This is a genomic window from Pseudomonas baltica (assembly GCF_031880315.1).
Taxonomy (GTDB): Bacteria; Pseudomonadota; Gammaproteobacteria; order Pseudomonadales; family Pseudomonadaceae; genus Aquipseudomonas.
The window spans coordinates 1010014-1032587 of the sequence record NZ_CP134771.1; the positions used below are offsets into that span (position 1 = coordinate 1010014).

The 22574-nt window shown below is 61.3% G+C and carries 16 protein-coding genes; 6 read left to right on the plus strand and 10 right to left on the minus strand.

The window, feature by feature from the left end:
* Window positions 1–60 precede the first annotated feature (60 nt).
* Complete coding sequence (locus REH34_RS04550) at window positions 61–783, plus strand: glycerophosphodiester phosphodiesterase family protein (protein ID WP_226506512.1); 723 nt, start codon at window positions 61–63, stop codon at window positions 781–783.
* A 42-nt stretch (window positions 784–825) separates the two neighbouring features.
* Here the strand turns inward: REH34_RS04550 and sthA are convergent, their stop codons facing one another.
* Complete coding sequence (gene sthA, locus REH34_RS04555; RefSeq protein WP_226506513.1) at window positions 826–2220, minus strand: Si-specific NAD(P)(+) transhydrogenase; 1395 nt, start codon at window positions 2218–2220, stop codon at window positions 826–828.
* A gap of 330 nt (window positions 2221–2550) precedes the next feature.
* Here sthA and REH34_RS04560 point away from each other — a divergent pair, with 330 nt between their 5' ends.
* The gene (locus tag REH34_RS04560) at window positions 2551–3840 is read left to right on the plus strand and encodes an MFS transporter (RefSeq protein ID WP_226506514.1); all 1290 of its coding nucleotides are present in this window, start codon (window positions 2551–2553) and stop codon (window positions 3838–3840) included.
* A 154-nt stretch (window positions 3841–3994) separates the two neighbouring features.
* On the opposite strand, the gene REH34_RS04565 is transcribed toward REH34_RS04560, so the two are convergent.
* Window positions 3995–5458, minus strand: a complete 1464-nt coding sequence (locus REH34_RS04565; protein ID WP_311970933.1) for a glyceraldehyde-3-phosphate dehydrogenase — start codon at window positions 5456–5458, stop codon at window positions 3995–3997.
* Window positions 5459–5646: 188 nt separating this feature from the next.
* Here REH34_RS04565 and mfd point away from each other — a divergent pair, with 188 nt between their 5' ends.
* Together mfd and REH34_RS04575 are read left to right on the plus strand one after the other, a co-directional pair.
* Complete coding sequence (mfd, locus tag REH34_RS04570; RefSeq protein ID WP_311970934.1) at window positions 5647–9099, plus strand: transcription-repair coupling factor; 3453 nt, start codon at window positions 5647–5649, stop codon at window positions 9097–9099.
* Between the two features lie 48 nt (window positions 9100–9147).
* The gene (locus tag REH34_RS04575; protein WP_226506517.1) at window positions 9148–11472 is read left to right on the plus strand and encodes a DEAD/DEAH box helicase; all 2325 of its coding nucleotides are present in this window, start codon (window positions 9148–9150) and stop codon (window positions 11470–11472) included.
* Between the two features lie 30 nt (window positions 11473–11502).
* Here the strand turns inward: REH34_RS04575 and nagZ are convergent, their stop codons facing one another.
* Both nagZ and REH34_RS04585 read right to left on the minus strand, forming a co-directional pair.
* Window positions 11503–12501 (minus strand): beta-N-acetylhexosaminidase, encoded by a 999-nt coding sequence (nagZ, locus tag REH34_RS04580; protein WP_311972042.1) that lies wholly within the window; start codon window positions 12499–12501, stop codon window positions 11503–11505.
* A 222-nt stretch (window positions 12502–12723) separates the two neighbouring features.
* Complete coding sequence (locus tag REH34_RS04585) at window positions 12724–13437, minus strand: TetR/AcrR family transcriptional regulator (RefSeq protein ID WP_226506518.1); 714 nt, start codon at window positions 13435–13437, stop codon at window positions 12724–12726.
* Between the two features lie 221 nt (window positions 13438–13658).
* On the opposite strand from REH34_RS04585, the gene lexA reads away from it, so the two are divergent.
* Complete coding sequence (gene lexA, locus REH34_RS04590; protein WP_226506519.1) at window positions 13659–14267, plus strand: transcriptional repressor LexA; 609 nt, start codon at window positions 13659–13661, stop codon at window positions 14265–14267.
* A gap of 14 nt (window positions 14268–14281) precedes the next feature.
* Complete coding sequence (gene sulA / locus REH34_RS04595; RefSeq protein ID WP_311972043.1) at window positions 14282–14776, plus strand: SOS-induced cell division inhibitor SulA; 495 nt, start codon at window positions 14282–14284, stop codon at window positions 14774–14776.
* A 121-nt stretch (window positions 14777–14897) separates the two neighbouring features.
* Here sulA and REH34_RS04600 read toward each other — a convergent pair whose 3' ends face one another.
* The 6 genes from REH34_RS04600 to fadB form a co-directional block, all read right to left on the minus strand.
* Window positions 14898–15131, minus strand: a complete 234-nt coding sequence (locus REH34_RS04600) for a hypothetical protein (protein ID WP_226506520.1) — start codon at window positions 15129–15131, stop codon at window positions 14898–14900.
* 50 nt (window positions 15132–15181) lie between these two features.
* On the minus strand, window positions 15182–15706 hold the full coding sequence (locus REH34_RS04605) for a DUF6586 family protein (RefSeq protein WP_226506521.1): 525 nt from the start codon (window positions 15704–15706) through the stop codon (window positions 15182–15184).
* A 128-nt stretch (window positions 15707–15834) separates the two neighbouring features.
* A complete protein-coding gene (gene topA / locus REH34_RS04610) occupies window positions 15835–18444 on the minus strand; it encodes a type I DNA topoisomerase (RefSeq protein WP_311970935.1) in 2610 nt (869 codons plus the stop codon).
* 99 nt (window positions 18445–18543) lie between these two features.
* Window positions 18544–18795 carry a DUF1653 domain-containing protein gene (locus REH34_RS04615; protein WP_311970936.1) on the minus strand — a complete coding sequence of 84 codons (252 nt, stop codon included), beginning with the start codon at window positions 18793–18795 and terminating at the stop codon, window positions 18544–18546.
* Between the two features lie 77 nt (window positions 18796–18872).
* Complete coding sequence (fadA, locus tag REH34_RS04620; protein WP_226506524.1) at window positions 18873–20048, minus strand: acetyl-CoA C-acyltransferase FadA; 1176 nt, start codon at window positions 20046–20048, stop codon at window positions 18873–18875.
* 30 nt (window positions 20049–20078) lie between these two features.
* Window positions 20079–22226 (minus strand): fatty acid oxidation complex subunit alpha FadB, encoded by a 2148-nt coding sequence (gene fadB, locus REH34_RS04625; protein ID WP_311970937.1) that lies wholly within the window; start codon window positions 22224–22226, stop codon window positions 20079–20081.
* Window positions 22227–22574: the final 348 nt, after the last annotated feature.

Sequence of the window (22574 nt, forward strand, 5' to 3'; positions counted from 1 at the left end):
CAACGCCTACATCCAAACGCCAGTGCGGCATCTTCAGACGTATCTCATCAAGGAACAGACGTGACCCTAATCTACGGCCACCGCGGTGCCAAAGGCGAAGCACCGGAAAACACTCTGACCAGCTTTCAACGCTGTCTGGAACACGGCGTCAAACGCTGCGAACTGGACTTGCACCTGTCCAGCGACGGCGAGCTGATGGTCATTCACGACCCGACACTCAAACGCACCACGGAACGGCGCGGCAAGGTGATCGAGCAGACCGCCGCCGACCTGGTCACCTTCGATGCCCGCAAGGGTGGGCCTGGCTGGGTGACGCCCTGCCCCATTCCAACACTGGAGACGCTGTTTCAGGAGTGCCAGTTCGAGCATTGGCAACTTGAAGTCAAGGTCGCTTCACGTACCCGCGCCACCACCACCGTGCTGGCGATTCGCGAACTGGCCCAGCGCTACCAGTTGATGGACAAGGTCACCATCACCTCGAGTTCGCGCGAAGTGTTGCGCGCCGCCCAGCAGTTCACCCCGGATATTTCCCGCGGGCTGGTGGCTGAGTATGCGTGGCTCGACCCCCTGAAGGTCGCGCAGAATTACGGCTGCGAATTTCTCGCGTTGAACTGGACGCTGTGCAGCCCCGAGCGCCTGCAAAAAGCGCAGCGCCAGGGTTTGCATGTGTCGGTATGGACAGTCAACGACGCAGCACTGATGCGCCGCCTCGCTGACTTCGGCGTGGACAGCCTGATTACAGACTTTCCCGGTTTGGCCAGCGCCACGATCGGGAATCGCTGAAATCGGTCTCTCCGGCCGGCTCAGGCCACCGGCCGGAGCCGCTCAAAAAAGCCGGTTGAGCCCGTCATAGGCCGCTACCCGATAGGCTTCGGCCATGGTCGGGTAGTTGAACGTGGTGTTGACGAAGTACTTGATGGTGTTCAACTCGCCTGGCTGGCTCATGATCGCCTGACCAATGTGGACAATCTCCGAAGCCTGGTCACCGAAGCAATGCACGCCCAGCACCTCCAACGTCTCGCGGTGGAACAGAATCTTCAGCATGCCCACCGGCTCACCGGAAATCTGCGCCCGCGCCATGCCCTTGAAGAACGCCTTGCCCACTTCGTACGGGACCTTGGCCTGGGTCAGCTCATGCTCGTTCTGGCCGATCGAGCTGATCTCCGGAATCGTGTAAATGCCGGTCGGCACATCATTGACGAAGCGCCAGCTGCCGTTGTCGATGGCGCTGCCCGAGGCCGAGCGGCCTTGGTCGTACGCGGCACTGGCCAGGCTCGGCCAGCCGATCACGTCGCCCGCGCCATATATGGTCGGGACGCTGGTACGGTAGGCTTCATCGACGTTGATCTGGCCGCGGCCGTTGACCTTGATGCCGATGTTCTCCAGGCCCAGGCGGTCGGTGTTGCCGGTACGGCCGTTGCACCAGAGCAAGGCGTCGGCCTTGATCTTCTTGCCTGACTTGAGGTGCAGGATCACACCGTGCTCCAGGCCTTCGACCCGCTCGTATTCCTCGGTGTGGCGCACCATCACGTGGTTGTTGCTGAAGTGGTAGCTCAGCGCCTGGGAAATTTCCGAGTCGAGGAAGCTGAGCAACTGATCGCGGTTGTCCACCAGTTCGATCATTACCCCCAGGCCACTGAAGATCGACGCGTACTCGCAACCGATCACGCCGGCGCCGTAGATGATCAATTTACGTGGGGTGTGGGTGATGCTGAGGATGGTGTCGCTATCGTAGATGCGTGGGTGGCTGAAATCGATGTCGGCCGGACGATAGGGGCGAGAACCGGTGGCGATGATGACCTGCTTGGCGATCAGCTTCTCCTGCATGCCGTTGGGGCAGATGACATCGATGGTCTGCTCGTCGGCGAAGCTGCCAGTACCGAAGAATACGTCGACGCGGTTGCGCGCGTAGTAAGCGGTCCGCGACTGGACCTGCTTGGCAATCACCCGCTCGGCGCTCTTGAGCACGTCGGGGAAGGGGAACCAGCGCGGCTCACCGATCAGACGAAACATCTCGTTGTTGTTGAAATGAATGATCTGCTTGACCGAGTGGCGCAAGGCCTTGGACGGGATGGTCCCCAGGTGGGTGCAGTTGCCGCCGACCTGACGGCGGCTGTCGACCATGGCGACCTTGCGGCCTGCCTTGGCGGCATTCATCGCCGCCCCTTCCCCGGCTGGACCGGAACCCAACACCACGACATCGTAGTTATAGACAGCCATGCGTACTCCTTCCTCTCAGGCCACGACGCCCTGCCGGACGCCTCTGACGCAACATGCCACGGTCGGCATTGAAAAACACGGTGTGCAGTCTAATGAACACTTGATGGCGCGAACATTAACCCTTGGTCGCGCCACAGGCAATTTTTGTCTGTGGCTTTTCGCCGCAGGCTGCCCTTGAGAGCCGCCGAACCCGGGCTTCATCGGATGAAATCGTTAGCTAGCGAACGATTTCATTTGCCCTCGGTCCATCGTTTACATAGCGTTACAAATCCTTCGACCGCGGTCGGCAGACACCGTGGCACTCAACCGTGAAACGCAGGAGACCGCCCCATGGCCTCGAACACTGGTAAAGGCACCGCGATCTTTCGTGTTGTCAGCGGCAACTTCCTGGAAATGTTCGACTTCATGGTGTACGGGTTTTACGCCACCGCCATCGCCAAGACCTTCTTCCCTTCGGACAACGCGTTCGCCTCGTTGATGTTGTCGCTAGCGACCTTTGGCGCGGGCTTCCTGATGCGCCCGCTAGGGGCGATCTTCCTGGGCGCCTACATTGATCGCCATGGGCGGCGCAAAGGCCTCATCGTCACGCTGATGATGATGGCCATGGGCACCGTGCTGATCGCCTGTGTGCCGGGATACGCCACCATCGGCGTGGCGGCGCCACTGCTGGTCCTGGTCGGACGCCTGCTGCAAGGATTTTCGGCGGGCGTCGAGCTGGGCGGTGTCTCGGTGTATCTGGCGGAAATCGCCACGCCGGGGAACAAAGGCTTTTACGTGAGCTGGCAGTCAGCGAGCCAGCAGGTGGCCGTGGTGTTCGCGGGTTTGCTGGGCGTGCTGCTCAACCATTTCCTCAGCCCGCAGGACATGGGCGCCTGGGGTTGGCGCGTACCGTTCCTGATCGGCTGCCTGATCGTGCCGGTGATCTTTTTCATTCGCCGTTCGCTGGAAGAAACTCCGGAATTCGAGGCCCGTACCCACCGCCCTTCGCTGGGTGAAGTGGTGCGCTCGATCGCGCAGAACTGGGGTGTGGTGCTGGCGGGCATGGCGATGGTAGTGATGACCACGGTGTCGTTTTATCTGATCACTGCCTATACGCCGACCTTCGGCAAGTCCGAGCTGCAGCTGTCCGACCTCGATGCATTGCTGGTCACCATGGCCGTGGGGGTGTCCAACTTCATCTGGCTGCCGGTGATGGGTTCGGTGTCTGACCGGGTTGGGCGCAAGCCATTGCTGTTGGCAGCGACGATACTGGCGATCTTGACTGCCTATCCGGCACTGGCCTGGCTGGTATCGTCACCGAGCTTCAGCCACCTGCTGCTGGTCGAGCTGTGGTTCTCGTTCCTGTATGGCTCGTATAATGGCGCGATGGTAGTGGCACTGGCCGAGATCATGCCGCAGGAAGTGCGCACTACCGGCTTTTCGCTGGCCTACAGCTTGGCGACCGCGACCTTTGGCGGCTTTACCCCGGCCGCTTGTACCTGGATGATCCACGTGCTGGGCAACAAGGCCGCCCCCGGCATCTGGCTGACCGGCGCGGCGGTACTGGGGCTGATCGCGACCCTGGTGCTGTTCAAGGGGAATCGCCATGAGTTGCGCACGGCTGAAGCGGCTCGGGCGTAATTACTGGCCTGGGCAAGCCTTGCTCCCACAATGGCGGTGTACACCCGTGGCAGCAAAGCTGGCTCGCGAAGAGGCCGGTGCGGCCGACAGCATATGCCAGCCATGCAAAAAAACGCCCCGAACCAGTCGGGGCGTTTTCATTGGTGCGGCAACCTTACTGCGGGAAAGCAGGCGGGTTGACCCCGGCCATGTCTTCCATCACGCGTACCACCTGGCAGCTGTAACCGAATTCGTTGTCGTACCAGACGTACAGCACGACACGGTTATCGTTGCAGATGGTGGCCTCGGCATCGACCACACCAGCGTAGCGCGAACCGACGAAGTCGGTCGATACCACCTCCTGCGAAGCGACGAAGTCGATCTGACGCGACAGATCGGAGTGCAGCGCCATGTAGCGCAGGTACTCGTTCATCTCTTCGCGGCTGCTGGCTTTTTCCAGGTTCAGGTTGAGGATCGCCATCGAAACGTTTGGCGTCGGCACCCGAATCGCGTTACCGGTCAGCTTGCCGGCCAGTTCAGGCAACGCCTTGGCGGCGGCGGTGGCGGCACCGGTCTCGGTGATGACCATGTTCAGCGCGGCCGAACGACCACGGCGATCGCCCTTGTGGAAGTTGTCGATGAGGTTCTGGTCGTTGGTGTACGAGTGAACCGTTTCGACGTGGCCATTGACGATGCCGAACTTGTCATTGACGGCCTTGAGCACCGGCACGATGGCGTTGGTGGTGCAGGACGCCGCCGAGACGATCTTGTCGTCGGCGGTGATGTCGCCATGGTTGATGCCATGCACGATGTTCTTCAGCTTGCCCTTGCCCGGTGCGGTCAGCAGCACGCGGTCGATACCTGGGCAGGTCAGGTGCTGGCCAAGGCCCTCGGCATCACGCCATACACCCGTGTTGTCCACCAGCAGCGCATTGCTGATGCCGTACTGGGTGTAATCCACCTCGGTCGGGCTCTTGGCGTAGATGAACTGGATCAAGTTGCCGTTGACGGTCAAGGTGTTGGCCTCTTCGTCGACATGGATGATGCCGTCGAACGAACCATGCACCGAGTCCCGGCGCAGCAGGCTGGCGCGCTTGGCCAAGTCGTTGCTGGCACCCTTGCGCACTACCACGGCGCGCAGGCGCAGGCCATCGCCACCACCGGCCTTCTCGATCAGGATGCGCGCCAGCAGACGGCCGATACGACCGAACCCGTAAAGCACGACATCCGTGCCTTTGCGCTCGCCGACGTTCTGCTGCCCCACTACAGGGCCGAGCTCTTCGCGCACGAAGGCTTCGGCGCTGCGGCCATTGCCATCGGTCTTGAATTTGACCGCCAGCTTGCCGAGGTCGACCGAAGCCGCGCCCAGTTTGAGCTCGCTCATGGCTTTAAGAAGAGGGAATGTTTCGTGTACCGACAGCTCGTGGGAATCGGCCTGGCGGTGACGTGCGAAGCGGTGGGCCTTGAGCAACTCGATCACCGAGCGGTTGATCAGGCTACGGCCGTAGATCGAGGTGACGACATTGTTATTGCGGTATAGCTGGCCGATCAAAGGAATCATCGCCTCGGCGAGTGCTTCACGATCGATCCATTCACCAAGACACTGGTCGGGCTTCTGAGTCACGGGAACCTTCCACATGTAGGGGCTGAGAAAAGGGGCTACATTATGACTTTAACAGGCTGACGGGGGCAATGCGCGAGGTCGCAGGGAGAAACGTTTCAGCGGAAAATTTCCGGCAAGTTTCTTTTGCACAGTCGAAACTGACAGGGGCACAAGGTGCCGGTACAATCGATCTCTTTGTCGTAACGCTTGGAGCTCGATCGCCCGTGCCTGTCCTGCGTCTACCGCTACTCCCTACCGCCGCGCAAAAAACCGCGAGCAAACAGCTCTGGGGCAACCTGCCCGGGGCCGCCCTGAGCCTGGCCATCGCCGAAGCGGCGAGCGCGGCCAAGCGTTTCACCCTGCTGCTGACGGCCGACAGCCAGAGCGCCGACCGCCTCGAACAGGAGCTGCGTTTCTTCGCTCCCGAGCTGCCGGTGCTGCATTTTCCCGATTGGGAAACCCTGCCCTACGATCTGTTCTCGCCGCACCAGGACATCATCTCCCAGCGAATTTCCAGTCTGTATCGCTTGCCGGAGCTCGTCCATGGCGTTTTGGTAGTGCCCATCACCACTGCCCTACATCGCCTGGCGCCTACGCAGTTCCTGCTTGGCAGCAGCCTGGTACTGGACGTTGGTCAACGCCTCGACGTCGAACAGATGCGCACGCGGCTCGAAGCCAGCGGCTATAGATATGTCGACACCGTCTACGAACACGGCGAGTTCACCGTGCGTGGCGCGCTGATCGACCTGTTCCCGATGGGCAGCAAGCTGCCGTACCGTATCGATTTGTTCGATGACGAAATCGAGACCCTGCGCACCTTCGACCCGGAAACCCAGCGCTCGATCGACAAGGTCGAGTCGATTCGCCTGCTGCCGGCCCGGGAATTCCCGCTGCAAAAAGACGAAGTTACCCGGTTCAAGGCGCGTTTTCGCGAGCGCTTCGACGTCGATTTCCGCCGCAGCCCGATCTTCCAGGACCTCAGCAGCGGTATTACCCCCGCTGGTATCGAGTATTACCTGCCGCTGTTCTTCGAGAGCACCTCGACCCTGTTCGACTACCTGCCTCAAGACACCCAGGTGTTTTCGCTGCCGGGCATCGAGCAGGCCGCCGAGCAGTTCTGGAATGATGTGCGCAACCGTTATGAAGAGCGCCGCATCGACCCGATGCGCCCGCTACTGCCGCCCGCCGAGCTGTTTTTGCCGGTCGAGGACTGCTTCGCCCGGCTCAAGACCTGGCCGCGGGTGATCGCCAGCCAGGCCGAGGTCGAAGGCGCCCAGTCGTTCCCCGCCAGCGCCCTGCCGGACCTGGCGATCCAGGCCAAGGCGGCCAATCCGCTGGCGGCGCTGTCCGGGTATATCGAGCAGTTCCCCGGCCGCGTACTGTTCACTGCTGAATCAGCAGGTCGGCGCGAAGTCCTCCTTGAGTTGCTCGATCGCCTCAAACTCAAGCCGCAGACCGTCGATGGCTGGCACGAGTTCGTCAGCAGCAAGGCGCGCCTGGCGATCACCATCGCGCCGCTCGACGACGGCCTGCAGCTCAACGACCCAGCCCTGGCACTGATTGCCGAAAGCCCGTTGTTCGGTCAACGGGTGATGCAGCGTCGTCGCCGGGAAAAACGCAGCGACGGCAGCAACGACGCGGTCATCAAGAACCTCACAGAATTGCGCGAAGGCGCACCGGTGGTGCATATCGACCACGGTGTGGGCCGCTATCTGGGCCTGGCGACGCTGGAAATCGAAGGCCAGGCCGCCGAGTTTCTCACGCTGGAATACGCCGAGAGCGCCAAGCTTTACGTACCCGTGGCCAACCTGCACCTGATTGCCCGCTACACCGGCAGCGATGACGCCTTGGCGCCGCTGCACCGATTGGGCTCTGAAGCCTGGCAGAAAGCCAAGCGCAAAGCCGCCGAACAGGTACGCGACGTGGCCGCCGAGCTGCTCGACATCTATGCCCGGCGTGCCGCACGGGTGGGCTATGCCTTCGCCGACCCGGCGCTGGATTACGAGACGTTCAGCGCCGGCTTCCCGTTCGAGGAAACCCCAGATCAGCAGACCGCTATCGAGGCGGTGCGCGAAGACATGCTGGCCGCCAAGCCGATGGATCGCCTGGTGTGCGGCGACGTCGGCTTCGGCAAGACCGAAGTGGCCATGCGCGCCGCCTTTATTGCCGTGCACGGCGGCAAACAGGTGGCCATTCTGGTGCCCACCACCCTGCTCGCCCAACAGCACTACAACAGCTTCCGCGACCGCTTCGCCGATTGGCCGGTGCGCGTCGAGGTGATGAGCCGCTTCAAGTCGACCAAGGAGGTCAACGACGCGGTGGTCGAACTGGCCGAAGGCAAGATCGACATCGTCATCGGCACCCACAAGCTGCTGCAGGACGACGTCAAGATCAAGAACCTCGGCCTGGTGATCATCGACGAAGAACACCGTTTCGGCGTGCGGCAAAAGGAGCAAATGAAAAACCTGCGCAGCGAGGTCGACATTCTCACCCTCACTGCCACGCCGATTCCGCGCACGCTTAACATGGCCGTGTCGGGCATGCGCGACCTGTCGATCATCGCCACGCCGCCGGCGCGACGCCTGTCGGTACGCACTTTCGTCATGGAGCAGAACAAGAGCACGGTCAAAGAGGCCCTGCTGCGCGAATTGCTGCGTGGCGGCCAGGTGTACTACCTGCACAACGACGTCAAGACCATCGAGAAATGCGCCGCCGACCTGGTCGAACTGGTGCCTGAGGCCCGCATCGGCATCGGCCATGGGCAGATGCGCGAACGCGATCTCGAACAGGTGATGAGCGACTTCTATCACAAGCGCTTCAACGTGCTGATCGCCTCGACCATCATCGAGACCGGCATCGACGTCCCCAGCGCCAACACCATCATCATCGAGCGCGCCGACAAGTTCGGTCTGGCGCAATTGCACCAACTGCGCGGCCGCGTCGGGCGCAGTCACCACCAGGCCTATGCGTACCTGCTCACGCCACCCCGCCAGCAGATCACCGGTGACGCCGAGAAGCGCCTCGAAGCCATCGCCAACACCCAGGACCTGGGTGCCGGTTTCGTGCTGGCCACCAACGACCTCGAGATCCGCGGCGCCGGCGAGTTGCTGGGCGAAGGCCAGAGCGGGCAGATCCAGGCGGTGGGCTTCACCCTTTATATGGAAATGCTCGAACGCGCGGTCAAGGCCATTCGCAAAGGCGAACAGCCGAATCTCGATCAGCCGCTGGGCGGCGGTCCGGAGGTCAACCTGCGGGTACCGGCGTTGATTCCCGACGACTACCTGCCTGACGTGCATACGCGCCTGATCCTCTACAAGCGCATCGCCTCGGCGGCCGACGAAGAAGGCCTCAAGGACCTGCAAGTGGAGATGATCGACCGCTTCGGCCTGCTGCCCGAGCCGACCAAGAATTTAGTACGCATCACCCTGCTCAAGCTGCAGGCAGAAAAACTCGGCATCAAGAAAATCGACGGCGGCCCGCAAGGCGGCCGCCTGGAGTTCGCGGCCGAAACGCCGGTCGATCCGCTGACCCTGATCAAGCTGATCCAGAGCCAGCCCAAGCGCTACAAGTTCGAAGGCGCCACGTTGTTCAAGTTCATAGTGCCCATGGAGCGCCCGGAGGAGCGCTTCAATGTGGTCGAAGCGCTGCTCGAACGCCTGACACCGGCCTCATCATGAGGGCGGCGCCGATGGGCTTGAACCCGCCTGCCGCGATGGCGCGCTGAGATGCCCGAGCGCCTGATCGACGACCTCGCGCCCAAGCCTCGGCTATGGTTGGGCAGTGTCGAGTTCAGTGCCTTCGAGCCGCGCAACGGCCGCATGCAGCGCTACGTGCAACATCGCGCGGCGCTGGCTTACGGCTATGCCGGTGAATATGTCGCCACCAACGGCCACGGCAACGGCGCCATCATCAAACGCGAGGCCGACGACACCCTGCGTATCCAGCGCCAACCGCTGGCGGAAAAAGCCCTGCGCGAAACCCTGCAGCAATTGGGCTTCAAGATCGCCACGCGGCAGAGCAAGGCGCTGCCTGAAAGCGCCGGTGATATCTTCGAATTGCCCAGCGACGGCGCCTGGCTGCGTTTCGTGCTCAACGAGTTGCCGGGCCTGCGTCGCCAGGGCTGGGAGATCGAGTACTCAGAAGAATTCGCCTTCGACCTGACGCCGGTGGATGACTGGTACGCGGTGATCGACGAGGGCCCCGAGCGCGACTGGTTCGACCTCGAGCTGGGCATCGTGGTCAACGGCGAACGCCTGAGCCTGCTGCCCATCCTCATCAATCTGCTGCGCACCCACCCTGAACTGCTTAACCCGGCGCAGATGGCTCGGCGCCGTGACGACGAACAGATCCTCGTGCCGCTGCACAGCCACCCAGCGGGCAAGCAACGCCCGGTGCAGGTCGCCCTGCCCTATGGCCGCCTGAAACCAGTATTGGCGACCCTGGGCGACTTCTACAAACAGGAGCCGGGCGAAACCAAGCTGCGCCTGTCGACCCCCGACGCGTTGCGCCTCAATGCCTTGCAACAGTTGCCGCTGTGCTGGGAAGGCGGCGAGCGCATGCGCGACTTTGCCGAACGCCTGCGCGATGTGCGTCAGCAAGCAGCGGTAGTGCCCGAAGGATTGCGGGCGCAGTTGCGCCCCTATCAGCTGGACGGCCTTAGCTGGATGCAGGCGCTGCGCGAGCTGGGCGTCGGCGGCATCCTCGCCGATGACATGGGCCTGGGCAAGACGTTGCAGACCCTGGCGCATCTGTTGGTGGAAAAGAACGCCGGACGTCTCGACCGACCGGCCATGGTGGTCATGCCCACCAGTCTGATCCCCAACTGGCAAGACGAGGCCGAACGCTTCGCCCCGCAGTTGAAGGTTCTGGCGCTGCATGGCCCGTCGCGCAAAAAGCATTTCCCGGAGCTGGCGCATTACGACCTGCTGTTGACCACCTACGCGCTGCTGCCCAAGGACCTGGAAGACCTGGCCAAGGTGCCGCTGCACGTGCTCATCCTCGACGAAGCGCAGTACATCAAGACTCCAGGCAGCAAAGCCGCTCAGGCCGCGCGTCTGCTCAACGCGCGGCAACGCCTGTGCCTGAGTGGTACGCCGCTGGAAAACCACCTGGGCGAGTTGTGGTCATTGTTCCACTTCCTGATGCCCGGCTGGCTGGGGGATGCAAAATCCTTTACTCAGGACTACCGCACGCCGATCGAAAAGCATGGCGACGAAATGCGCCTGCAACACCTCAATACGCGTATCCGCCCGTTTTTGCTACGCCGCACCAAGGAGCAGGTGGCCACTGAACTGCCAGCCAAGACCGAGATCACCCATTGGGTGGAGCTCAATGACGCTCAGCGTGATGTCTATGAAACCGTGCGCCTGGCCATGGACCAGAAGGTACGCGCCGAGATCAACCGCAAAGGTGTGGCACGCAGCCAGATCATCATCCTCGAAGCCCTGCTCAAACTGCGTCAGGTGTGCTGCGATCTGCGGCTGGTCAACAGCGTGCCGCACCCTGCGCAAGGCAGCAGTTCGGGCAAGCTCAGTGCGTTGATGGAAATGCTCGACGCACTGTTGGCCGAGGGGCGACGGGTGCTGCTGTTCTCGCAGTTCACTTCGATGCTGGGGCTGATCGAAGCGGAGCTGCAGGCGCGAAACGTTCCCTATGCGCTGCTCACCGGTGCGACGCGCAATCGGCGCACGCCGGTGCAGGATTTTCAACAGGGCAAGCTGCAGATATTTTTGATCAGCCTGAAAGCTGGCGGGGTCGGCTTGAACCTGACGGCGGCGGATACGGTGATCCATTACGACCCTTGGTGGAACCCGGCAGCCGAACATCAAGCCACCGACCGTGCCTATCGGATCGGTCAGGAGAAGCCGGTGTTCGTCTACAAGCTGATCACCCGCGGCACCGTGGAGGAAAAGATCCAGCACCTGCAGCAGGAAAAGTCGGCCCTGGCTGCCGGGGTGCTGGAGGGGCGTCAGGGTGGCGATTGGCGCATGCACGCCGAGGATATCGATGCGCTGTTCGAGCCACTGCCGGGGCGCAAGCGCAAGCGCTGAAGCAAAAGCTTCGCGGCCGAACACAACTCACTATTCAATCAACTGCGCCGCGCGCAATGCACCCACCGCCGACAGCCAGCGTGGCTGCTCACGGTACTCGATTCCCGGTGTCGCCTGACCACGCATGCGCGCTATGCGCGGCGACGGCTGAACGCCCATGCGTTGTGCTGCCGACAAGGCCAGCTCTGCCGCCGCCCGATCGTTGCACACCAGCCCCATGTCGCAACCCGCCGTCAGCGCCGCTTCGATGCGACTGGCCGCGTCGCCCACAACATGGGCTCCGGCCATCGACAGATCATCACTGAAGATAACCCCGTCGAACTCCAGCTCACCGCGCAGAATGTCCTGCAGCCAGCGTCGGGAGAACCCCGCCGGCTGCGCATCGACCTGAGGATAGATGACGTGCGCCGGCATCACCGCCGCCAGCTGCGTGCTGAGCCGGGCGAACGCTACCAGGTCCTTGGCGCGGATCTCGTCCAGGCTGCGCTCGTCGGTAGGGATGGCGACGTGGGAGTCGGCCTCGGCCCAGCCATGTCCCGGAAAATGCTTGCCGCAAGCCGCCATGCCAGCGGTGTTCATGCCGCGGATAAAGGCTCCAGCCAGCGATGCGGCGCGTTCGGGATCACCCTCGAACGCACGGGTACCGACCACAGCACTGCGCTGATGATCGAGGTCCAGCACCGGCGCGAAACTCAGATCCAGCCCAACGGCCAGCACTTCAGTCGCCATCACCCAACCGCACTGCTCGGCCAGATACTCGGCATTGGGGTTATCCGCCAGGGCGCGCATTGCCGGTAAACGCACGAAGCCCTGGCGCAGGCGCTGCACGCGACCGCCCTCCTGATCCACGGCAAGGATCAGATCAGGACGTACGGCACGAATCGAGGCCGTCAGCTCGCGCACCTGACGCGGGCTTTCGATATTGCGGGCAAAGATGATCAGACCGGCGACTTGCGGCTGACGCAATAGATGACGGTCCTCGGCGGTCAGCCAGGTGCCGGCGATATCCACCATCAACGAGCCTTGCAGGCGGGTACTCATGGGTTGTCCTTGAAGCGGGAGGGCAGGAATTCTAGCCGCCTAGCTTAGCGCAAGGCGCCTGGCAGGCACACCTCTGGAAGATCTGCGTTCAATGCGCAGGCCTCTTCACGGGCAAGCCTGCCACACATCTTGAGCCGTTCACCTGTGGCAGCAAGGCTGGACCGCGAACAGGCCCGGCTGGACGATACAGGTTGTGTTGGCCCAACCGGATCAGAGAGCCTTGGCCAGAGGAGCAGAGGAGGTTTTGCTGCGCGGACGCAATTGCGCCGCGGCCATGGCGGGATCGCTGACGCCGCTGTCGGCACGCATGCCCGCCGCCAGGAATGGCACCATCAAGCGCATGACCTGTTCGATGGAGGTATCGACGCCGAAATCATTCTCGCCGATCGCCCGCAAGGCCTTGATCCCGGACATGCTGAACGCGGCGGCACCGAGCATGAAGTGCACCCGCCAGAACAACTCCAGCGGCGGAACCCGCGGCGCCGCCTCGTTGACCAGAATCATGTAGCGGCGAAACACCTTGCCGTACATGTCTTCCAGATAGCGGCGCAAGTGGCCCTGACTCTCACTGAAGGCCAGGCCCAGCAGGCGCATGAAGATCGACAGGTCATTGCCACTGCGCGGCTGTACCACCATGGTCTGTTCGACGAGAATTTCCAGCAGTTCTTCAAGGCTGGCCTTGTGCTCGGGCCGCGCCTGGCGGCGCTCGAGTTCGCGATCGAGACTCAGGCAGAACGGCCCGAGAAAACGCGAAAACACGGCCTGTATCAGGGCCTTCTTGGATCCGAAGTGATAATTGACCGCCGCCAGGTTGACCCCCGCCTTGCTGGTAATCAGCCGCAAAGAAGTTTCGGCGAAGCCTTTTTCTGCGAACAGTTGCTCGGCGGCGTCGAGGATACGCTCGACGGTTTCCGACTGGGCCATGATCACTCCGGGTTTGAGCTGAAAAATACAAACAACTGTTTGAAACATACGTATCGGGAGCCGATATTGTCAAGCCTGCAGAGGGATTTTGGCACCCGGTTGTTGCAGCATTTAACCACATAGCAGAAGGGTAATTGTTCCCTGGGAGCAAAAGGGCGATTGCCAAGGGTCCAATACTGTATATAATCCCAGTCACTGTATAAAAAGACAGAGCGATAGACATGCTGAAACTGACGCCACGCCAAGCCGAAATTCTCGCCTTCATCAAGCGCTGCCTTGAAGACAACGGTTTCCCCCCTACCCGTGCGGAAATCGCTCAGGAACTCGGGTTCAAATCGCCCAACGCCGCCGAGGAGCACCTCAAGGCGCTGGCGCGCAAGGGCGCCATCGAGATGACCCCGGGCGCATCGCGCGGTATTCGTATCCCCGGCTTCGAGGCCAAGGCCGACGAAAGCTCGCTGCCGATCATCGGCCGCGTCGCTGCTGGCGCGCCGATCCTCGCCGAACAGCACATCGAGGAATCCTGCAACATCAATCCGGCATTCTTTCACCCGCGTGCCGACTACCTGCTGCGCGTCCATGGCATGAGCATGCGCGATGTCGGCATCATCGACGGTGACCTGCTGGCCGTGCACACCTGCCGTGAAGCGCGCAATGGCCAGATCGTGGTTGCTCGAATTGGTGAAGAAGTTACCGTCAAGCGCTTCCAGCGCGAAGGCAACAAGGTCTTTCTGCTGGCCGAGAATCCTGAGTTCGCCCCCATCGAGGTCGATCTCAAGGATCAGGAGCTGGTCATTGAAGGTTTGAGCGTCGGCGTCATCCGCCGCTAACAGGAGGCATCATGATGCAGTTCCCACAGTCACAGCCGCCAGCAGCGCAACAGGCACAAATGTCCTTGTTCGAGGCTTTCATGGCCCAGCCACAGACTGCACCCGCACCCGTGTTGGCCACCCTTGAAGCGCCTTGGGTCACCGATGATCCAGAGGTGTTCAGTGAGCTCTCACTCCGGGGTGCAACGGGGAACTGCCTGAGCCTGCTGGCACCGATGCTGCGCGAGTTGAGCGAAGAGCAGGATGCACGCTGGCTGACGCTGATCGCGCCGCCAGGGAGCCTGACCCAAGCCTGGCTGCGCGACGCCGGCCTCAACCGTGAACGCATCCTGCTATTGCAGCCTCGCGGTACGCAGAGCGCGCTGCAGCTGACGTGCGAAGCCTTGCGCCTCGGTCGCAGCCACACAGTCGTCAGCTGGTTGAATCCACTGACCAGCACGGCTCGTCAGCAGCTGATCACCGCCGCCCGCGTGGGCGATGCGCAGAGCCTGAATATTCGCTTGGGCTGAACATACTGCCACACAATGTAGCGAGGGGGCTTGCTCCCGATAGGTCCGTATTCACACCTCTTGGTGTCATTACGACCTATCGGGGGCAAGCCCCCTCGCTACGTGATCAGCGTGCACAGAATCAGTGCAGAACGCGCGGCCCCTCGTCACGATCAACCTCGCCCTCCACCAGCTTGCCAGCCATTTGCACGCCTACGCTGAGCATGGCCTTGGCTACTTCAACATGCTGACCTTGCAGGAAGACTTTGGCATCTTCGGAAAACGCCAGGGTGACCAACGAGCCTTCATCATCGGCCCGGCGCAGCTCGATCCGCCCGTCAGGCAACTCGACAATTTCTAGAAAGGACGTTGGCATAGGGAATCAATCTCCACGAAAGGCCGACATTGTAGCAGTGCCGAAGCGAATCAGCACTCACTCAGCCCATCACGGTAACGAATGGCTAATCCCTTGAGCTGCTGACGCCAGCTTTCCAGCTCCGCACGATCCAATGCCGGGGCTGCCTCATCGTCATCCAGGCTGATCGCCTGAATCAGCGGCTGCCTGACATCGCCCTTTGGCTTGCGCGGCGCCTGTGGGGGCAGAAACAGCTTGGAATATTCCGAAATCAGCCGCGCCAACCAGCTCTGTGGCTGCTCCGCCATTTCTACCAGTTCGGCCATTTCGGGGATCGCGATAGCCGCGAGCACTTCGCGAGTCAGCAACAACTCGGCACGAGGTGCATTGGCCTGAGGCAGACGATAGAAGCCGGCAATCTCATGGCAAAGCCCGAGCAACGCGCCATACAGGTGGAACAACGCGGCTTCGCGCTCTGCTTGCAGCAGGCCGGGCGCATTGACGGCTGTACCCTGCTCGGCCCTGCCCAAGGCTTCGAGCGCCAGCCCGGCGAAGAAAATCTTTTGATTGGTACGGGTATAGAGTTCGTGGGCCATTTCGGTACTCTCCATCTTTAAAGGCACATGTAGCAAGGGGGCTTGCCCCCGATCGCGATCGCCCAACCACCGCAAAGTGAATGATAAATCGCTATCGGGGGCAAGCCCCCTCGCTGCAGCGGTGATGCTTAGCGCTTGTCTTCGACCTTCCAGGCTGAACCGTCGTAGAAAGCCTTCCAGCCAGTCGGCTTGCCTTCTACCTCGGTCTGCACATATTGCTCCTTGGTCTTGCGGCTGTAGCGAATCACCGCCGGACGGCCTTCAGGATCTTTCTTCGGCGCGTCGAACAGGAACGCGTACTTGGGATCGATCTCGTCCTTGTGCGGGATGATCTCCATCACCAGCGGCGCACGAGTCTCGCGGTTTTTCGGGAACTGGCTGGCGGCCAGGAACAACCCCGAGGCGCCGTCACGCAGCACGTAGGTATCGTTGACCTTCTCGCACTTGAGCTCCGGCATCTTCACCGCGTCCATCTTCGGCGGCGCCGCTTCGCCGCTCTTGAGCAGCTTGCGGGTGTTCTTGCATTCGGGGTTGGTACAGCCGAAGAATTTGCCGAAACGACCGGTCTTCAATTGCATCTCGCTGCCGCACTTGTCGCATTCCAGGCTCGGGCCTTCATAGCCTTTGATGCGATAGTTGCCCTCTTCGATCTCATAGCCAGTGCAATCCGGGTTGTTACCACAGATGTGCAGCTTGCGCTTCTCGTCGAGCAGGTAAGCGTCCATCGCCGTCGCACAGATCGGGCAGCGATGCTTGCCCAGCAGTACGCGGGATTCCGACTCGCCCTCGTCATCGGCAGCGATCTCGTCACCCGGCACCAGATTCACCGTGGCCTTGCAACGCTCCTTGGGCGGCAGGCTGTAGCCCGAGCAGCCGAGGAACACGCCAGTAGACGCGGTACGAATCATCATCGGCCGACCGCACTCACGGCAGGCGATGTTGGTCAGGGTCGGCTGGTTGGCGCGCATGCCGCTGTCGGCCGCGCCCGCCACTTCGAGTTTGGTCTTGAAGTCGCCATAGAACTCGTCGAGGACATTCTTCCAGTCACGCTCTCCCTGGGCCACGTCATCGAGGTTCTCTTCCATGCCGGCAGTGAAGCCGTAGTCCATCAGATTGGCGAAGCTTTCCGACAGGCGCTCGGTGACGATGTCGCCCATCTTTTCGGAGTAGAACCGACGATTATGCAGCGCCACGTAACCACGATCCTGGATGGTACCGATGATCGCGGCGTAGGTGGATGGACGGCCGATACCGCGTTTTTCCATTTCCTTGACCAGGCTCGCTTCGCTGTAACGCGCCGGCGGCTTGGTGAAGTGCTGGGTCGGATCGAGCGCTATCAATTTGAGCGCTTCGCCCTGGGTCATCTCCGGCAGGACGTCGTCATCACCCGGTTTGGCAATCTGCGGCAGTACGCGGGTATAACCATCGAACTTGAGGATGCGGCCCTTGGCGCGCAGCTCGAAGTCGCCAGCCGCAACACTGACGGTGGTCGACAGATATTGCGCCGGCGGCATCTGGCAGGCCAGGAACTGGCGCCAGATCAGCTCGTAAAGGCGCTCAGCGTCACGCTCCATGCCGTTAAGCTTCGACGGATGGGTATTCACGTCGGATGGACGAATCGCTTCGTGCGCCTCTTGTGCGCCCTCCTTGCTGCCATACACCATTGGCGACTCGGGCAAATACTTTTTGCCAAACTCCTGCTCGATGTAATCACGCGCGGCTGCCACGGCATCGACGGACAGGTTGGTGGAGTCGGTACGCATGTAGGTGATGTAGCCCGCTTCATACAAGCGCTGGGCCATCATCATGGTCTTTTTCACGCCGAAGCCGAGGCGATTGCTCGCCGCCTGCTGCAGCGTGGAGGTGATGAACGGCGCCGAGGGCTTGCTGCTGGTGGGCTTGTCTTCACGCTTGAGCACGCTGTAGGACGAGTCCTTGAGCTTGGCCAGGGCGGCCATGGCCTGGGCTTCGTTCAGCGGCTTGAAGGCTTCGCCTTTTTCCCGGGCGACGGCGAAGCGCACTTTGGCGTCCTTGGCGGTACCGAGGTCGGCGTGGATGTCCCAGTACTCTTCAGGGATGAAGGCACGGATTTCCCGCTCGCGCTCCACCACCAGCTTCACGGCCACCGATTGCACACGGCCTGCCGACAGACCGCGGGCGATCTTGGCCCACAGCAGCGGGGAAACCATATAGCCGACCACGCGATCGAGAAAGCGCCGCGCCTGCTGAGCATTAACGCGATCGATGTCGAGTTCGCCCGGCTTGGAAAACGCTTCCTGGATGGCCTTTTTGGTGATTTCGTTGAACACCACGCGCTTGTAGCGGCTGTCGTCACCACCGATGGCTTCGCGCAGGTGCCACGCAATGGCTTCCCCCTCGCGATCCAAGTCGGTTGCGAGATAGATGGTGTCAGCATCCTTGGCCAGGCGGCGCAATTCCTCGATGACCTTCTCTTTGCCCGGAAGGATCTCGTACTTGGCTTTCCAGCCGTGTTCGGGATCGACCCCCATGCGAGCGATCAACGTATTGCGCGCTTTTTCCTTGGCCGTCAGTACCGGGCCCTCGGCCGCCGCCTTGCCGCGCTTGGCAGCGGGCTCCTTGCTGGCGCTCGCCGAACCGCTGGTGGGCAGGTCTCGGATATGGCCGATACTCGACTTCACCACGTATTGGTTGCCCAGATACTTGTTGATGGTCTTGGCCTTAGCCGGGGATTCCACAATGACCAGCGATTTGCCCATGGATCGGAAAATTCCTGAATACAGATAAATGAAAGGCGCGTGGCGCCTGTCGAGGCCCCGCTATATATAGTGGCAAAACCATGAGGTCAAGCGCGATAGCTAAACGCCACTAGCTTTTTCGGTGTCCCAAGGGGTGGTTTCGGCCTGCACCAAAGCAAAGCGTGGGACCTGCTCGCCGTCAACCTCGACAGACTCCAGAAACATGCTCAGCGGTCGTACCCAGAGGCCGAATTCGCCGTACAGGGCCTGATAGCACACGACTTGCTCTTGCGTCTCGGAGTGACGCGCCACTCCGAAAACACGGTACTGCGGACCTTTGTAATGACGGTAAAGTCCGGGCTGCAACTGCATCCTGTGCCTCGCTTGAAAATAAATATGCTGAAAAACAAAAACCGGGGCACCTGGCCCCGGCTTTCACACCGCTGCGATCAGATTCGTTCGAAGACGGTGGTGATGCCCTGGCCCAGACCAATGCACATGGTAGACACCCCGAGGGTGCCGCCGTTCTGTTTCATCACGTTGAGCAAAGTGCCGGAAATCCGCGCACCGGAGCAGCCAAACGGATGACCCAAAGCAATGGCGCCGCCGTGCAGGTTAACCTTCTCGTTCATCTTGTCGAGCACTTTCAGATCCTTGAGCACTGGCAGTGCCTGTGCCGCGAAGGCTTCGTTGAGCTCGAAGAAGTCGATGTCGGAGATGCTCAGACCCGCGCGCTTGAGGGCTTTCTGGGTCGCTGGCACCGGACCGTAGCCCATGATCGCCGGGTCGACACCCGCGACCGCCATGGAGCGAATCACCGCCAGCGGCTGGATGCCCAGGTCCTGAGCGCGCTGGGCCGACATGACGATCATGCACGAGGCACCGTCGGTAATCTGCGAGGACGTACCTGCCGTTACCGTACCACCTTTGGGGTTGAACGCCGGCTTGAGGGCCGCAAGGCTTTCAAGGGTGGTGTCGGGACGGATGGTCTCGTCATAGTCGAAGACTTTGAGGAACCCGTTTTCGTCATACCCCTGCATCGGGATGATTTCATCCTTGAACTTGCCTTCCAGCGTGGCCTTGTGAGCCAACTGATGGGAGCGCAAGCCGAAAGCGTCCTGAGCCTCGCGGGTGATGCCGTGCATCTTGCCAAGCATTTCGGCGGTCAAGCCCATCATGCCCGAAGCCTTGGCCGCGTAGAGCGACAGGTGCGGGTTGGGATCGACGCCATGCATCATGCTGACGTGCCCCATGTGCTCGACGCCGCCGATGACGAAGACATCACCGTTGCCCGTCATGATCGCCTGCGCCGCGGTGTGCAGCGCGCTCATCGACGAACCGCACAGGCGGCTGACGGTTTGCGCCGCCGATGTGTGCGGGATCGGCGTCATCAGTGAGGCCATGCGGGCGATGTTCCAGCCCTGCTCCAGGGTCTGGTTGACGCAGCCCCAGATCACGTCCTCGACTTCGTTCGGGTCGACCTTGGGGTTGCGTGCCAGCAACTCGGTGATCAAGTGCGCCGACATGTCCTCGGCGCGGGTATTGCGGTGCATGCCGCCCTTGGAGCGGCCCATGGGAGTACGACCGAAGTCGACAATCACCACATCTCTTGGATTCAAGCTCATAAATTCTATCTCGCTCAGGTGTCGGGCGGCTCAGCCGAAGAAACGCTGGCCGTTGCTGGCCATTGCACGCAGTTTTTCGGTGGGTTGGTAAAGCGGCCCCAGTTCGGCGTACTTGTCAGCCAGGGCGACGAACTCGGCCACGCCGACTGCATCGATATAGCGCAACGCACCGCCACGGAACGGCGGGAAGCCAATGCCATAGACCAGGCCCATGTCGGCCTCGGCGGCGGTTTCGACGATGCCATCTTCCAGGCAACGCACTGTCTCGAGGCACAGCGGGATCATCATCCAGTTGATGATGTCCTCGTCGCTGAGCTCACGCTGTTCATAGATCACGGGTTTGAGTACGTCCAACACCGCTGCATCGAATACCTTCTTCGGCTTGCCGCTCTTGTCGGTTTCATACGAATAGAAGCCTTTGCCGTTCTTCTGGCCCAGGCGGTTGGCTTCGTACAACACGTCGATGGCGCTGGCGCGCTCGTCCTTCATGCGGTCAGGGAAGCCTTCGGCCATAACGTCACGACCGTGGTGCCCAGTGTCGATACCGACCACGTCCATCAGGTAGGCCGGGCCCATCGGCCAGCCGAACTTCTCCATGATCTTGTCGATGCGCACGAAGTCCACACCGGCGCTGACCAGACGGGCGAAGCCGCCGAAATACGGGAATAGCACACGGTTGACCAGGAAACCCGGGCAATCGTTGACGACGATTGGGTTCTTGCCCATTTTCTTCGCGTAGGCAACGGTGGTAGCGACGGCCTCCTCACTGGAATGCTCACCGCGAATGACTTCCACCAGCGGCATCATGTGCACCGGATTGAAGAAGTGCATGCCGACGAAGTCCTGTGGACGCTTGAGCGCCTTGGCCAGCAAGGTGATGGAGATGGTCGAGGTATTGGAGGCCAGGATGGTGCCCTCCTTGACCTGCCCTTCGACCTCGGCGAGCACGGCTTGCTTGACCTTGGGGTTCTCCACCACGGCCTCGATGACAATGTCGACATGGCCGAAATCGCCATAGGACAGGGTCGGACGAATGGCATTGAGCGCCTCGGCCATTTTCGCCGGGGTCAGGCGGCCTTTTTCGACACGCTTGCCCAAGAGCTTGGCGGCTTCGGCCAGACCTTGCTCGATACCTTTTTCGTTGATGTCCTTCATCAGGATCGGCGTGCCCTTGAGGGCCGACTGGTAGGCGATGCCGCCACCCATGATGCCGGCGCCGAGCACGGCGGCCTGGGACACGTTACGAGCGATCTTATCGTAGGCCTTGGCTTTGCGCTTGAGCTCCTGATCGTTGAGGAACAGGCCGATCAGGCTCTCGGCAGCCGAGGTCTTGGCCAGTTTCACGAAGCCCGCGGCTTCGACTTCGATGGCCTTGTCGCGACCGAAGTTGGCGGCCTTCTGGATGGTCTTGATGGCTTCGACCGGCGCCGGGTAGTTCGGGCCAGCCTGACCCGCAACGAAGCCCTTGGCAGTCTCGAAGGCCATCATCTGTTCGATAGCGTTGAGCTTGATCTTTTCAAGCTTGGGCTGACGCTTGACCTTGTGATCGAACTCGCCACTGATGGCGCGGCCGAGCAGGTCCAGCGCAGCATCGCGCAGTTTCTGCGGGACCACGACGGCGTCGACGGCACCGACTTTCAAGGCGTCATCGGCACGGTTTTCCTTGCCCGAGGCGATCCACTCGATGGCGTTGTCGACACCGATCACTCGCGGCAGACGTACGGTACCGCCAAAGCCAGGGTAGATGCCGAGCTTGACTTCGGGCAGGCCGATCTTGGCCTCGCTGGACATCACTCGGTAATCCGCTGCCAAGGCGATTTCCAGGCCGCCACCCAAGGCGATGCCGTTGATAGCGACCACGGTCGGCACGGCGAGGTCTTCGAAATCGCTGAAGATCCGGTTGACTTCGAGGTTGCCGGCGAGCAGTTCGGCGTCCGGCAGTTTGAAGTTGTCAACGAACTCGGTGATGTCGGCACCGACGATGAACACGTCCTTGCCGCTACTGACGAGCACGCCTTTGACCGAGGCATTGGCCTTTATGGCCTCGATGGCCTGGCGCAGCTCGCTCAGGGTCAGACGGTTGAATTTGTTGACGGACTCGCCCTTGAGGTCGAACTTGAGTTCGACGATGCCGCTTTCAAGAGCCGTAACCGTGATGGCTTTACCTTCGTAAATCATCAACTGATCTCCAGGATAGGGGAGCTGAACGGTACACGCCGAGCGCGGACTGCTGGCTTGCCGAGGCGATGAAGCCTTGGCACGAACCCGCATCTGCATCACCCGTCGGCGCTTATTGTAGGGATTGTGTAGAACGTCGTTTGCTGGCAAACGCTCAATTCATACGCCCGTTTGATTGGGGTACGCACACCATCACGGAAATTCGCCCGATTGTCAATCGGACTAAACGTGCGGTATCTGCCCGACTTAACGGTCACTTTTTGAACGGCATACAGCGCCAACCGCACCACCGGTCGACGGTGCGTACAGACATACAATAGCAGGCCGGGATGACAGGTTGGCCGCGAA

Bases quoted from the DNA above. Each gene is read 5' to 3' on its own strand.
- sthA (WP_226506513.1), bottom strand. From the start codon at position 2,220: ATGGCTGTCTATAACTACGATGTCGTGGTGTTGGGTTCCGGTCCAGCC.
- REH34_RS04560 (WP_226506514.1), top strand. From the start codon at position 2,551: ATGGCCTCGAACACTGGTAAAGGCACCGCGATCTTTCGTGTTGTCAGC.
- REH34_RS04565 (WP_311970933.1), bottom strand. From the start codon at position 5,458: ATGTGGAAGGTTCCCGTGACTCAGAAGCCCGACCAGTGTCTTGGTGAA.
- REH34_RS04575 (WP_226506517.1), top strand. From the start codon at position 9,148: ATGCCCGAGCGCCTGATCGACGACCTCGCGCCCAAGCCTCGGCTATGG.
- REH34_RS04585 (WP_226506518.1), bottom strand. From the start codon at position 13,437: ATGGCCCAGTCGGAAACCGTCGAGCGTATCCTCGACGCCGCCGAGCAA.
- lexA (WP_226506519.1), top strand. From the start codon at position 13,659: ATGCTGAAACTGACGCCACGCCAAGCCGAAATTCTCGCCTTCATCAAG.
- sulA (WP_311972043.1), top strand. From the start codon at position 14,282: ATGCAGTTCCCACAGTCACAGCCGCCAGCAGCGCAACAGGCACAAATG.
- REH34_RS04600 (WP_226506520.1), bottom strand. From the start codon at position 15,131: ATGCCAACGTCCTTTCTAGAAATTGTCGAGTTGCCTGACGGGCGGATC.
- REH34_RS04605 (WP_226506521.1), bottom strand. From the start codon at position 15,706: ATGGCCCACGAACTCTATACCCGTACCAATCAAAAGATTTTCTTCGCC.
- topA (WP_311970935.1), bottom strand. From the start codon at position 18,444: ATGGGCAAATCGCTGGTCATTGTGGAATCCCCGGCTAAGGCCAAGACC.
- REH34_RS04615 (WP_311970936.1), bottom strand. From the start codon at position 18,795: ATGCAGTTGCAGCCCGGACTTTACCGTCATTACAAAGGTCCGCAGTAC.
- fadA (WP_226506524.1), bottom strand. From the start codon at position 20,048: ATGAGCTTGAATCCAAGAGATGTGGTGATTGTCGACTTCGGTCGTACT.
- fadB (WP_311970937.1), bottom strand. From the start codon at position 22,226: ATGATTTACGAAGGTAAAGCCATCACGGTTACGGCTCTTGAAAGCGGC.